Annotated in this window: 13 protein-coding genes; 11 read left to right on the forward strand and 2 right to left on the reverse strand. The window is 67.6% G+C overall.

What is annotated here, in order from left to right:
• From AB0F17_RS52165 to AB0F17_RS52185, 5 genes are all read left to right on the forward strand, one after another.
• Positions 1–822: a carbohydrate ABC transporter permease gene (locus AB0F17_RS52165; RefSeq protein ID WP_358040089.1), complete on the forward strand. Its 822-nt coding sequence runs from the start codon at positions 1–3 to the stop codon at positions 820–822.
• Complete coding sequence (locus AB0F17_RS52170; protein WP_358040092.1) at positions 819–2153, forward strand: GH1 family beta-glucosidase; 1335 nt, start codon at positions 819–821, stop codon at positions 2151–2153. Before AB0F17_RS52165 ends, AB0F17_RS52170 begins: the two co-directional genes overlap by 4 nt.
• The gene (locus AB0F17_RS52175; protein ID WP_358040095.1) at positions 2150–3142 is read left to right on the forward strand and encodes a LacI family DNA-binding transcriptional regulator; all 993 of its coding nucleotides are present in this window, start codon (positions 2150–2152) and stop codon (positions 3140–3142) included. Before AB0F17_RS52170 ends, AB0F17_RS52175 begins: the two co-directional genes overlap by 4 nt.
• A complete protein-coding gene (locus tag AB0F17_RS52180; protein WP_358040098.1) occupies positions 3139–4101 on the forward strand; it encodes an aldo/keto reductase family protein in 963 nt (320 codons plus the stop codon). Before AB0F17_RS52175 ends, AB0F17_RS52180 begins: the two co-directional genes overlap by 4 nt.
• 82 nt (positions 4102–4183) lie before the next feature.
• A complete protein-coding gene (locus AB0F17_RS52185) occupies positions 4184–5185 on the forward strand; it encodes a LacI family DNA-binding transcriptional regulator (protein WP_358040101.1) in 1002 nt (333 codons plus the stop codon).
• A 282-nt stretch (positions 5186–5467) separates the two neighbouring features.
• On the opposite strand, the gene AB0F17_RS52190 is transcribed toward AB0F17_RS52185, so the two are convergent.
• Positions 5468–5695, reverse strand: a complete 228-nt coding sequence (locus tag AB0F17_RS52190) for a Rid family hydrolase (protein ID WP_358040278.1) — start codon at positions 5693–5695, stop codon at positions 5468–5470.
• Here AB0F17_RS52190 and AB0F17_RS52195 point away from each other — a divergent pair.
• Positions 5621–6451, forward strand: coding sequence for an SDR family oxidoreductase (locus AB0F17_RS52195; protein ID WP_358040104.1), 831 nt, complete (start codon positions 5621–5623; stop codon positions 6449–6451). The two genes, AB0F17_RS52190 and AB0F17_RS52195, sit on opposite strands and share 75 nt — an antisense overlap.
• A gap of 15 nt (positions 6452–6466) precedes the next feature.
• The gene (locus AB0F17_RS52200; RefSeq protein WP_358040107.1) at positions 6467–6793 is read left to right on the forward strand and encodes an FAD-binding protein; all 327 of its coding nucleotides are present in this window, start codon (positions 6467–6469) and stop codon (positions 6791–6793) included.
• 141 nt (positions 6794–6934) lie between these two features.
• Here the strand turns inward: AB0F17_RS52200 and AB0F17_RS52205 are convergent, their stop codons facing one another.
• Positions 6935–8182 (reverse strand): LacI family DNA-binding transcriptional regulator, encoded by a 1248-nt coding sequence (locus AB0F17_RS52205; protein ID WP_358040110.1) that lies wholly within the window; start codon positions 8180–8182, stop codon positions 6935–6937.
• Positions 8183–8510: 328 nt separating this feature from the next.
• Here AB0F17_RS52205 and AB0F17_RS52210 point away from each other — a divergent pair, with 328 nt between their 5' ends.
• Genes AB0F17_RS52210 through AB0F17_RS52225 form a run of 4 tightly spaced genes read left to right on the forward strand, consistent with a single transcriptional unit; the run spans position 8511 to position 13073 of the window.
• Positions 8511–9779: a sugar ABC transporter substrate-binding protein gene (locus AB0F17_RS52210; protein WP_358040113.1), complete on the forward strand. Its 1269-nt coding sequence runs from the start codon at positions 8511–8513 to the stop codon at positions 9777–9779.
• Between the two features lie 2 nt (positions 9780–9781).
• A complete protein-coding gene (locus AB0F17_RS52215; protein WP_358040116.1) occupies positions 9782–10729 on the forward strand; it encodes a sugar ABC transporter permease in 948 nt (315 codons plus the stop codon).
• Positions 10726–11553, forward strand: coding sequence for a carbohydrate ABC transporter permease (locus tag AB0F17_RS52220; RefSeq protein WP_358040118.1), 828 nt, complete (start codon positions 10726–10728; stop codon positions 11551–11553). Before AB0F17_RS52215 ends, AB0F17_RS52220 begins: the two co-directional genes overlap by 4 nt.
• Positions 11550–13073, forward strand: a complete 1524-nt coding sequence (locus AB0F17_RS52225; RefSeq protein WP_358040121.1) for a family 43 glycosylhydrolase — start codon at positions 11550–11552, stop codon at positions 13071–13073. Before AB0F17_RS52220 ends, AB0F17_RS52225 begins: the two co-directional genes overlap by 4 nt.
• Positions 13074–13099 lie beyond the last annotated feature (26 nt).

Genomic DNA, 13099 nt, shown 5'->3' on the forward strand with positions numbered 1-13099 from the left:
ATGCGAACCTCAGGCCCGCTGGTCTACCTCACCCTGCTGGCGGCGATCGCGCTGTCGGTCTTCCCGCTCTACTGGCTGTTCGTCGTGGCCACCCGGGCCAACGACGTCGTCGGCGACTGGCCGCCGCCGCTCACCCCGGGCGGCAACCTGGGCGAGAACGTCACGCGGCTCTTCGCGGCCGAGGACGCCAACTTCCTGCTGGGGATGGTCAACTCCGCGATCGCTTCGATCACCGTGACCGTGTCGGTGGTGTTCTTCTCCTCACTGGCCGGCTTCGCATTCGCCAAGCTGCGCTTCCGCGGCCGGAACGCGCTGTTGCTCGTCATCCTGGCCACGATGATGATCCCGGTCCAGATGGGCATCATCCCGCTCTATATGATCATGGTGGAGCTCGGCTGGCAGAACCGGCTGCAGGCGGTCATCGTGCCGTTCCTGGTCTCGGCGTTCGGTGTCTTCCTGATGCGGCAGTACGCCGAGCGGGCCGTCCCCGACGAGTTGGTCGAGGCGGCGCGGGTGGACGGCTGCTCGACCTTCGGCATCTTCTGGAAGGTCGTGCTGCCCGCTCTTCGTCCGGGTGCCGCCGTGCTGGCGCTGTTCACCTTCATGGGCACCTGGAACGAGTTCCTGTGGCCGCTGGCCGTTCTGGAGGCCGACAACCCGACCGTCCAGTTCTCGCTCAGCCAGTTGTCCAGCACCTACTACACCGACTACACGCTCATGTTCTCCGGGACGCTGATCGCCACGCTCCCGCTGCTGTTCGTCTTCATCGCATTCGGCCGCCAGATCATCGGCGGCATCATGGAAGGAGCCGTCAAGGCGTGAACACGTTCGATCCTGGCTTTCTCTGGGGGGCCGCCACCTCGAGCTACCAGATCGAGGGGGCGGCCGCCGAGGACGGACGCGAGCCTTCGATCTGGGATGTCTTCGCCGCGCAGCCCGGCAACGTGCGCGACGGCGACACCGGTGACGTCGCCGCCGACCACTACCACCGCTACCGCGACGACGTCGCCCTCATGGCCGAGCTCGGCCTGCGTGCCTACCGCTTCTCCGTGGCCTGGCCGCGGGTGCAGCCGCTCGGATCGGGGCCCGTCAACCAGCGCGGACTGGACTTCTACCGGCGCCTCGTGGACGAGTTGCTGAGCCGCGGGATCCAGCCGTGGCCGACGCTGTACCACTGGGACCTGCCCCAGCCGCTGGAGGACGCCGGTGGCTGGCCCGCGCGGGACACGGCCCTGCGCTTCGCCGACTACGCCGCCGCCGTGCACGACGCGCTGGCCGACAGGGTGACGGACTGGACCACGCTCAACGAGCCCTGGTGCTCGGCCTTTCTCGGGTACGCCACCGCGGAGCACGCGCCCGGCCGGCGTGAGCCTGCCGCCGCCATCCGTGCCGTGCACCACCTGCTGCTCGGTCACGGCATGGCCGCGAGCGCCATGAGCGGCTCACGGGTCGGCATCACCCTGAACCCCACCCAGGCGAGCCCGGCCACCGGCTCGGCCGAGGACCTGGACGCCGCGCGCCGCATCGACGGCGTGGCCAACCGGATCTTCCTGGACCCGCTGTTCCGGGCCGCCTACCCAGCGGACGTGGTCGAGGACCTGACCGAGGTGACCGGCTTCGAGCACGTCCATGACGGCGACCTGAAGGTGATCGCCGCGCCGCTGGACTTCCTCGGCGTCAACTACTACACCCCCGCCATCGTCTCCGGCGACGGTCCCGCCCACCCGCCGGGCAAGCCGAGCCCATACGTCGGGTCGGAGACGGTGCGATTCGTGGACGGCGGGCGGCCGCGGACCACCATGGGATGGGAGGTCGACGAGAGCGGGCTGTCCGACCTGCTCGTGCGGCTCGCCCGCGACTATCCGGTGACCGCTCTCTACGTCACCGAGAACGGCGCGGCCTACGACGACGAGGTGCACGACGCCGACCGGATCGCCTACCTCGATGGCCACCTGCGCGCCTGCCACGACGCCGTGGTGCGGGGAGTGCCGCTGCGCGGCTATTTCGCCTGGTCCCTGCTGGACAACTTCGAGTGGGCGCACGGGTACTCCCAGCGGTTCGGCCTGGTTCACGTCGATTTCGCCACGCAGCGCCGTACACCTAAGGACAGCGCGCGCTGGTACGCCGAGGTGATCAGGCGTGGTGGGGTGTGAGACCTACGATCGAGCAGGTGGCCACGCACGCGGGGGTCGGCCGGAGCACGGTCTCCCGCGTGCTCAACGGCTCCTCCAAGGTGCGCCCGAAGACCAGGCTCACCGTGCAGAGGGCCATCGAGGAGTTGCGCTACACCCCCAACCGGGCCGCGCGTTCACTGGTCACCCGGCGCACGGACACGATCGCGCTGGTCATCTCCGAGTCTCCCGAGCGGGTGTTCAGCGACCCGTTCTTCGCGAGCGTGGTACGCGGCATCGCGGTGCAGCTGACATCGTCCGGCAAGCAGTTGCTGATGACCATGGCCCGGTCGAGCAGCGAGCGGTCAGCCTTGGAGACCTATCTCGGGGGCGGCCACGTGGACGGGGTCCTGCTGCTCTCGCTGCACCATGAGGATCTGCTCCCGTCCCACCTGGGGGAGCTCGGCCTCCCGGCGGTGCTGGGCGGCAGGCCGCTCGATCCCACTCTCGCCGCTCATGTCGTGGACGTGGACAACCAGGCGGGAGCGTACCTGGCGGTGCGGCACCTGATCGAGCGGGGACGGCGCCGGATCGCGACCATCACGGGGCCGATGGACATGCTCGTCAGTGTCCACCGGCTGGGGGGCTACCGTGATGGCCTGACCGCCTCCGGGATCGAGGAGAGTTCCGATCTCGTGGCGGGCGGGGACTTCAGTGAGCGGAGCGGTGCCGTGGCCATGCGGGCGCTGCTGGCCCGCAGGCCCGACCTTGACGCGGTCTTCGCCGCCTCCGACCTGATGGCCCTGGGCGCGCTGCGGGTGCTGCGCGAGGCAGGCCGCGCCGACGTAGCCATCGTGGGCTTTGACGACTCGCCACTCGCCGAGCAGACCGGGCTCACCTCGGTCCATCAGCCGGTCGAGGACATGGGCCGGGAGATGGTCCGCCTGCTGCTCATGCTGATCGGCGGTGGGACACCGAGCCGATCGGTCCTCGTCCTCACCCCACACCTCGTGACAAGGGAGACTTCATGAAATTTCGCCATCTTGGGCACAGCGGACTCATGGTCAGCGAGATCGCCTACGGTAACTGGCTCACCGAGGACACCGTCGAACCCTGCGTGCACGCCGCTCTCGACGCCGGGATCACCACGTTCGACACCGCCGACGCCTATGCCGAGACCCGCGCCGAGGAGGCGCTCGGCCAGGCGCTGCGGGGCGTCCCCCGCGATTCGGTGGAGATCCTCACCAAGATCTACTGGCCCACCGGCCCCGGCCCCAACGACCGCGGCCTGTCCCGCAAGCACATCATGCGCTCGATCGACGGCTCCCTGCGCCGTCTCGGCACCGACTACGTGGATCTCTATCAGGCGCACCGCTACGACTACGCCACCCCCTTGGAAGAGACCCTGCGGGCCTTCGACGACCTGGTGCGAAGCGGCAAGGTCATGTACGTCGGCGTCTCCGACTGGACGGCGGATCAGATCGCCGACGCGCTGCGGATCGCCGACGACCTGGGCCTGGACCGGATCGTGTCCAACCAGCCGCAGTACAACATGCTCCGCAGGGTCGTCGAACCAGAGATCCTCCCGCTGTGCGCCAAGGAAGGTGTCGGCCAGCTCGTCTACCAGCCGATGGCCCAGGGTGTGCTGGCTGGGCGCTACTCCCCCGGCCAGGCGCCGCCCGCCGAGGCGCGCAAGGAGTTCGTGGGCCGCCTGCTCACCGACGACGTCCTGACGCGCGTGGAGCGGCTCCGCCCGATCGCGGCGGACCTCGGGCTGACCATGGCGCAACTGGCGATCGCCTGGGTGCTACGCGGCCTGGAGATCTCGGCCGCGATCGTCGGCGGCTCGCGGCCCGAGCAGGTGCGCGACAGTGCGGCGGCATCCGGGGCGACCCTCGGAGACGACGTGCTCGGCGCGATCGACGAGATCTTGGACGACGTGGTGGAACGCGTGGCCGACGGGCCCTTCAGCCCCCTCACCAGGGCCTGATCACCGTTGGGAGCGCTCACAGACTGGAAGCCTGATAACCTCCGTATGACCAGCATGTACACACTTGGGAGCGCTCCTAAAAATGACGGATCGGCAGCCGACGCTGGACGAGGTGGCCCGGCGGGCGGGCGTGTCCAGGGGCACGGTGTCCCGGGTGATCAACAACGCCCCGCATGTTAGCCGGGCCGCGCGGCAGGCCGTGGAGCGGGCCGTCAAGGACCTGGGCTACGTGCCCAACGTCGCCGCCCGCTCCCTGGCCACCCAGCGCAGTGGCGCTGTTGTGCTGGCGGTCTCCAGCGACGACCAGGCCCTGTTCACCAATCCCTTCTTCGCCGAGGTCATCGTCGGGGTGAACGCCGCCCTGGAGGAGACCGACCTTGAGCTGCTGCTGATCCTGGCCGCCTCCGAGCGCGGCAGGGACCGGCTGGCCCGCGTCCTGCAGTCACGCAGGGCCGACGGTGTCATGCTGCTCGCCCTGCGGGAGAACGACCCTCTGGCGAAGGTGGCCGCCGAGGGCGGCGTCCCCGTGGTCTACGGCGGACGCTCCCTGGGCGGCTCCCACCGCTGGTACGTGGACGCCGACAACCGCGACGGCGCCCGCCAGGCGGCCGAATACCTGATCTCCACCGGCCGTACCCGGATCGCCACCATCACCGGGCCGCTCGACATGCACGTCGGCGTATCCCGCTACCTGGGCTTCCGCGAGGCGCTGGCGCTGGCCGGACTCGGAGACCAGCGGGTCGCGCACGGCGACTTCACCGAGGCGAGCGGAGCCGCCGCGATGGCTCGCCTGCTGACCGAGCATCCGGACCTCGACGCCGTGCTCATCGCCTCCGACGAGATGGCCGTGGGCGCGCTCGGCGTGCTGAAAGAGCACGGCCGGGCCGTACCCGGCGAGATCGCGGTCGTGGGGTTCGACGACGTGGTGACCGCCCGGCACACCCATCCCACCCTGACCACGGTACGCCAGCCCATCAAGGCCCTCGGTCGCGAGATGATCCGCATGCTGCTCGCCCTGATCCGCGGCGAGCAGCCCACCCCCCTCATCCTCCCCACCGAACTGGTCATCCGCGAATCCGCCTGAACCCGAATGGCGGTATCCAGGGCGCTGCTGGGCCTGACCGGGAACTGTACGACCACTGGTTCTGGCACGAATGCGAATGCCTGAAGATCGTCATCAAGCCCAGCGGCGCGACCCCGCTGCTGTCGGGGCAGCCGTCCCCCGTACCGACCCGGATCGGGCTCATCGTCTCGGGCGGTAACATCGACACCCGCCGCTTCGCCGAACTGTGCGCCAGCGCGCCGTCCGCCTGAGCCGTGTGAGGCTGGGGAGCTCATTCTCCTGGCGAATGCCGACGGATGGCGCTCAGGAGGCGTCCCCGGCGAGCGCGACGGCGTCCACCTCGAACAGCAGGCCGGGCAAAGCGAGCGCAGCCACTCCGGTGAGCGTCTGAGTGGGCGGCAGGTCCCCCCAGATCTCATGGACGGCCTTGGCGAGGATCTCCAGCTTGGTGGCGTCGTGGTCGACGATGTGGGTGCGGATCTGGACAACGTGGCTGTAATCCAGACCGGCAGCGGCCAGCGCGCTGCCCAGGTTCGCGAACGACTGCTCGACCTGCTCGGCGAAGTCCTCGGAGGTGTCGTCACGGGCGCTTCGGCGGGCATCGGCCGGCGCTTCGCCGCCGAGGGCGCCCACGTCTACCTGACCGGCCGCCGCAAAACCCAGCTCGACGACGCGGTCGCGGCGATCGGCCCGAACACCACCGGCGTCCAGGCCGACGCCGGCGACCTGGCCGACCTCGACCGGCTCTCCGCCCAGATCACCGGCGACGGCCGCCGCCTGGACGTCCTGGTGGCCAACACCGGCGGCGGCGAGCTCGCCACCCTGGAACTGACCACCGAGGAACACTTCGACCAGATGGTCACCACCAACATGCGCAGCACCGTGTTCGCCGTGCAGAAAGCACTGCCGCTGCTCAACGACGGCGCGTCGGTGATCCTGTTCAGCTCGATCGCCGCCGACAGCGGCAGCGAGACGTTCGGCATGTACGCCGCCACCAAGGCCGCCGTCCGCTCCTACGCCCGCACCTGGGCCAACGAGCTCAAAGGCCGCGGCATCCGGGTGAACGCCATCTCCCCGGGAGCCGTCAAGACACCCGGCCTGGCCGCCAAGGCCCCCGACCCCGCCCAGCCCGACATGCTGTACGACATGATCGCCGGCGGCATCCCGCTCGGCCGCGTCGCCGAGGCGGACGAGGTGGCCGGTGCCGTGCTGTTCCTCGCCTCCGACGACAGCAGCTACATCACCGGCTCGAACCTGTACGTCGATGGCGGTTTGAAGCAGATCTGAACGAGGAGGTGAAGCATGGCCGACTGGGACCACGAGACCGACTTCCTCGTCATCGGAAGCGGAGGCGGCCTGTGCGGCGCGATCGCGGCACGCGCCGCCGGCCTGGACGTGCTGGTGGTGGAGAAGAGTGAGTACCTCGGCGGCTCCACCGGCATCTCCGGGGGAGTTCTCTGGCTGCCCGACAACCCCCTGATGCGCCGGGAAGGAGTGCCCGACTCGCTGGAGACGGCACTGGAGTACCTCGCCTCCGTCGTGGGCGACGTCGGCCCGGCCTCCTCCGACATCCGCCGTCGCAGCTACGTGGTGGAGGGCGGCAGACCACTGGCCGACACAGCGTCTTAACCGCGACCGATCTCCTGACTGGCGGCGAAGTGTGGTCCATCACCTCGAAGAGGCCGGTCTTCACCGCCACGATGATGATGTCTGGCACCAGGAGCCGGACGCCGAGACCGCCACCGCGCTGCGGCAGGCGGCAGGTTTCTGTCAGTCAGCAGAGCACCCGCAGGTTCCACCGCGCCTCACCACACACGCGAGAGTTTCGTGACGGTTCGCCTCCTCGTTGCCCTCTAGGGCTTCGAGGAGGATCCGCACCGCCACCCGTCCGACGTCCTCCATCGGCTGTCGCACCGTCGTCAAGTGCGGTGTGATCAGCCGTCCCGCCAGTATGCCGTCGAAGCCGGTCACCGCTGCCCGGGCCGGCACGTCCACGCCCTGTCCCCGAAGGGCGTCAATGGCGACGAGGGCCTCCTGATCGGTCGCGCACACGAGAACCTGCGGGAAGGAAGGCCGATCGAGAAGGCCGTGAACGGCGTCGATCGTCGATTGATCGTCGCCGGGATGGCTCCTCACCGGGGGCGGAGGGGCGATTCGCGCCTGCCGCAGAGCCTCGGAGAAGCCTTCATAGCGCGCGACGAACTCCGGGGTGCCCAACTCGCCGAGGTATGCGAAGTCTCGGTATCCGTGATCGATCAGCAAGTGTTCCGTAAGACGGGCCATGGCGGCACGGTTGTCGACGAAGACGGTGTGCATCCCCTCTCGCCGGATTTCCCCGCCGAGTTCGACGACGGGTATACGGGCTGATATCTGTTCCAGAAGGGCGCCCGACGCGGCACCGGCGAACGCTATGAGGCCGTCTACGCGTCCCGCGACATCGATCACGCTCGGCAAATGTCCAGGATTACGGCCGGAGCCGAGCATCAGAGCGTAACCGTGCCGCCTGCACTCCAACTGCACGCCCCGCTGGACCTCGTCCGAATACAACGGGAAAAGCCGCCCGTCAGTAACGCGAGTCGAATCAGGTGGAGCGGAATTCGGGAAATCTGCGACCGGCTCGAGCAGATAGTCGAACGCATACAAGCCCAGTGCCCCGGTCTTTCCCTTGGCAAGCCCCCGGGCATTCGCACTGGGCACATAGCCGATGGAGTCGGCAGCGCGCAGAACCGCTTGCAAAGTGTCCGCCTTCACCCGCTCTGGCTTGGTGAACGCAAAGGAAACCGTTGCGATCGACACTCCAGCAAGCTGGGCGACATCGTATACCGTCGGTCGCCTCGTCACGTCCGCCCCAATTCGAGTCAGCAGTCCATCAAGAGCACTCGTACAGTACCGGTTCGACGGCGCTCCAAGGCCGCCGCCTTTGCGCCCCCTTCGACTGTCGCCCAGCGAACGGAAAGGCTCGGCCTTACGCGCGACCGCATGGCGGACACGGTCAGCAGGGACCGTCATCACGGTCATGTCCCGCACGAGGAGTCGCCCCGGGGGACGCGGCCGCCATACGGAAGTCGCGCGCCCGCGATGGCGAGCAGACAGCGTTGATCTTGAGGTACATCCCTTCTAACAGGGCTTATCGCTTCGTGGATCAAGAACGGCGGCCCGCGTCGGACGTGCGGCGCGCGCATCACCGTGCGCAGAGTTCAGCGGTGAGCATGGTTGCGCCACCTGATGTTATGCGCTTAGATGCCGAAACGGAGTCGATCCGGCACGACCTGTGCTCGCGGTGGAGCACCGTTCGCGCACCCCCCACCCCCACGCACGAAGGGGAACGATGATGATCCGACGGAATATGGCGGCGGCCACGGCCGTCACCGCGACGCTTGCGCTCATGCTCAGCGGCTGCGGCCGTTCGAACGACCGCCCACAGAACGACGTGTCAGCGAGTCGCCTGGCGAATGGTCCGGCCACTGGCACCGTCACTATCTGGGCGCAAGGCACGGAGGGTGAAGCGCTCGCCGATTTCCTCAAGCCCTTCAAAGAGAAGAACCCCGGTGTCGAGGTCAAGGTGACCCCGATTCCGTGGGACTCGGCGCAGAACAAATATCAGACGGCGATCGCCGGCGGAACGACTCCAGATATCGGCATGCTGGGGACCGACTGGATGCCGACGTTCGCCTCGGCGCTCCGTCCGACGCCCGCTGAGATCGACACGAGCGACATCTTCCCGGTTTCGCGGCAGACGACGACCATCGGCGGAGCACAGCTGGGTGTGCCATGGTATGTCGAAACCCGAGTGATCTTCTACCGTACCGACTTGATGAAGAAGGCGGGGTTCGAGAGCTTCCCCAAAGACTGGCAGGGATTCAAGGCGCTCGCCAAGGCCTACCAGGACAAGGCCGGTGCGAAATACGGCGTCGTGCTTCCCTCCGGCGGATGGAACGGGTTCTTGAGCAACCTGCCGTTCGTCTGGTCGAACGGAGCAGACGTCATGAACGCCGACCAGACGAAGTGGACGTTCGACAGCCCCAAGATGGTCGAGTCTCTCGAATACGTCAACAGCTTCTTCAAAGAGGCCATCGCCAACAAGAATCCCGATTCCGAGTCGGCGTCCACTGCCTCGGCCTTCGTTGACGGTACTGTCCCGATGTTCATCAGTGGCCCGTGGGACATCCCGGGGCTGAAGACCGCGGGCGGCGCCGGTTTCGAGGACAAGTTCGCGGTGGCGCCGATCCCAGCCCCGCCGGGCGGGACGTCCACCTCGTTCGCGGCCGGCGCCAACCTCACCGTGTTCAAGAACTCCAAGAACCCGGACGCGGCATGGAAGCTCATCCAGTGGCTCACGCAGCCGGATGTCCAGGTCGGGTGGTTCAAAGCGGTCAACGACCTTCCCTCGCGGCAGTCGGCTTGGAAGGACACCGCGTTGACGAGCGACCCGAAGGTGTCGGTGTTCGGTGAGCAGCTCAAGAGCGTCAAGACGGCTCCCGCGCTCACCACGTGGACGCAGGTGTCGGCGGCCGCCGACACGGAGATCGAGCGGGTGATCCGCGGCGGCAAGAGCTCGCAGGACGCGGTCAAGCAGTTGCAGTCCACCGCCGATTCGCTGGGCACCGGCGAATAGGCATGGCCCTGACACGAGTCGCGGGCGCCGGAGCGTTGTCGCGCTCCGGCGGCGACAGCACCACCAGGGCGCGTCGTCGCCGGATGACGGTGGTGGCCTACCTCTTCGCTCTGCCGTTCATCCTGAGCTTCGCCGTCTTCATGGTGTTCCCGCTCGTGTCGTCGTTCCTGATGTCCTTCACCGACTTCAGGAACAGCGACATCGAGAGCCCGCTGGCCGTCGCGTTCGTCGCGATGGACCAGTACCTCCGGCTGTTCGAGAACCAGCAGTTCGTGCGGTCGCTGCTGAACACCGTGTACTTCGTCGCAGTGGGCATCCCGCTCACGATGGTCGCGGCTCTCGCCCTGGCCGTGGCGCTCAACAACGGGATCACGCGATTCCGCACAGCGTTTCGCGTCGGTTTCTACGCTCCTGTGATCACGAGCATCGTGGCGGTCGCGGTGGTGTGGCGGTTCATCCTCCAACCGGACGGCCTGCTGAACACCGCGCTCGACGCCGTCGGCATCCAGGGCCCGGACTGGCTCAATGACCCGCTCTGGTCGATGCCTGCCATGATCCTCATGGCCATCTGGCGGAACATGGGCACCCTCATGATCATCTTCCTGGCTGGGCTGCAGAACATCCCCGCGAGCGTCTTGGAGGCGGCCGCCGTCGACGGCGCCACCGCCTGGCAGCGTTTCGTCCGGGTGACGCTGCCGATGCTCCGCCCGACGCTGCTCCTCGGCGCCGTGCTCCTCTCGGTCGGGTATCTGCAGTTCTTCGAGGAGCCGTTCGTCATGACAAAGGGAGGCCCTCTGGACTCCACGCTCTCGATCAGCTACTTCACCTACAACCAGTTCGGATTCGGCAACTACGGCACCGCGTCGGCGGCGAGCTACGTGCTCTTCATCGCCATCGCGCTGCTCAGCATCGTGCAGTTCCGAGCCTTCCGCTCCAAGGAAGCGCCATGAGAAAGCCCATCATCCCGGGCCGGGCCCTGGTGTACATCGTGCTCGTCATCGCCGTCGTGGCCACGCTCATCCCGTTCGTCTGGATGTACCTCGGTTCGGTGAAGACCCAGTCGGAGCTGCTGAGGCGACCGCCCACATGGTGGCCCGAGACTTTCACGTTCGAGAACTTCGCCACGTGGTTCGGCCGCCTGAACTTCCAGACGTTCTTTCTCAACAGCGTCATCGTGGCCGTCTTCACGGTCCTCGGAACGCTGTTGTTCTGCTCCATGGTCGGCTACGCGCTCGCGAAACTCGACTTCGCCGGCAAGCGGGTCCTCTTCCTGCTCGTCCTGATCACGCTCATGGTTCCCGGCGTCGTCACCTTCATCCCGCTGTTCGTCGTGGTCAGCAAACTAGGGATGGTCAGCACCTATCCCGCGCTGATCATCCCGTTCCTCGCGGGGCCGATGGGCGTCTTCCTCATGCGCCAGTTCATCAGTGAGATCCCCGACGCGCTCATCGAGGCCGCCCGCATCGACGGCGCGGGCGAGGTGCGCATCTTCACGCGCATCATCCTGCCGCTCTGCGGGCCGGCGCTGGCGACGCTCGCGATCCTCACCTTCCTCGGGTCATGGAACAACTTCCTGTGGCCGCTCGTGGTCGCACAGACCGAGGACATGTACACCCTCCCCGTAGCGCTCTCCCTGTACTCGGTGGGGCAGAACGCGACCAACTACGGAGTCCTGCTGGCTGGCTCCGTGCTGGTCATCACCCCTGTGCTGCTGCTCTTCGTGGCCCTGCAGCGCTACTTCATTCAAGGAATCGCGGCGACCGGAATCAAATGACCTTCGAAACACCACATCCCGAATCGCGAAAAGGCAGGCGCCGCGAGGCCGCCGACGTACATCCCATCATCGGCGGCTTCCACCCCGACCCGAGCATCTGCCGGGTCGGCACCGACTACTACCTGGTCAACTCCTCCTTCGAATACTCCCCCGGAGTCCCGCTCTGGCACAGCACCGACCTCACCCAGTGGACCCAGATCGGCAACGCCCTGGTCGGCACCGACCAGTTCCAGGCGGGAGAAGCCGGCGCCAGCAAGGGCATCTACGCTCCGACGCTGCGCCATCACGCGGGCCGATTCTGGCTGATCACGACGAACGTCTCCACCAGCGGCGGCCAACTGCTGACGTCGACGACAGACCCGGCCGGCCCGTGGGCTCCAGCCGTGGTGATCGACGGTCTGGCGGGCATCGATCCGGACCTGGCGTGGGATGACGACGGCACCTGCTACGTCACCTACTGCTCGACACGCCCCGGCCTGGCGGGCATCGCCCAAGCCCGAGTCGATCTCGAAAAGGGTGTGACGCTGGAGGAGCCGAGGTCCGTGTGGCAGGGGACCGGACTGGCCTTCCCGGAGGCTCCACATCTCTACCGCCGAGACGGCTGGTGGTACCTGGTGATCGCCGAGGGCGGCACGGAACGCGGCCACACCATCACCATCGCCCGATCCCGAAACCCCGACGGCCCCTTCCAGCCCGCCCCCGGCAATCCCGTCTTCTCTCATCGCAGCACCACGCATCCCGTCCAGAACACCGGGCACGCAGACCTCGTCGAAGCCCCCGACGGACGGTGGGCGGCCGTGTATCTCGGCGTCCGCCCGCGCGGGACGACCCCGATGTTCCACGTCAACGGACGCGAGACATTCCTCGCCGGCATCGACTGGATCGACGAGTGGCCGCGGTTCGACGAGGGGCGCTTCGTGTACGAGATCCCCGACCGCTCATTTCTGGATCGATTCGCCGAACCCTCACTACATCCTCGCTGGGTCTCCCCCGGCGCTCCTCTCGGCGAATTCGTCTCACCCGCAGAACCCGGCATTTCGCTGATCCCGGCCGCCTCAGCCAGCGGGAACGTCAGTGCCCTCATGACCCGTGTGACCGACGAGCGCTGGCGCTTCGACGTCGCGCTACGGACGGCCGACAGCACGGCGGGCGTCCTGCTCCGACTCGATGATCGCCACTGGTGCGAGCTGCGCGTGAACGACGGCTCCGCACACGCGGTCCTGCACATCGGTCCGCTCGAATCCCACGTCGGCGAGGCCGCGACCGGTCTCGGGCCAACGCCGACGGTACGGATCGAGTCGCTGCCCGCCACCCACGACGGCCCGGACGACATCGCACTGTCAGTGATCCGCGACGGCCACAGCGTGATGCTCGCGCGCTTCGACGGCCGATACCTCTCCACCGAGGTTGCCGGCGGATTCACCGGCCGGGTCGCCGGCGTCCGCGCCATCAGCGGCACGGTCGAAGTCGCCTCCGTGCGCTACGAGGCGGATGACGCCTACATCGATCCCCGGCCGTGACGCCATGACTCAAACCTTTCGCGAGG

The organism is Nonomuraea sp. NPDC026600, from assembly GCF_040638335.1.
In the GTDB taxonomy this organism is placed as follows: Bacteria; Actinomycetota; Actinomycetes; order Streptosporangiales; family Streptosporangiaceae; genus Nonomuraea.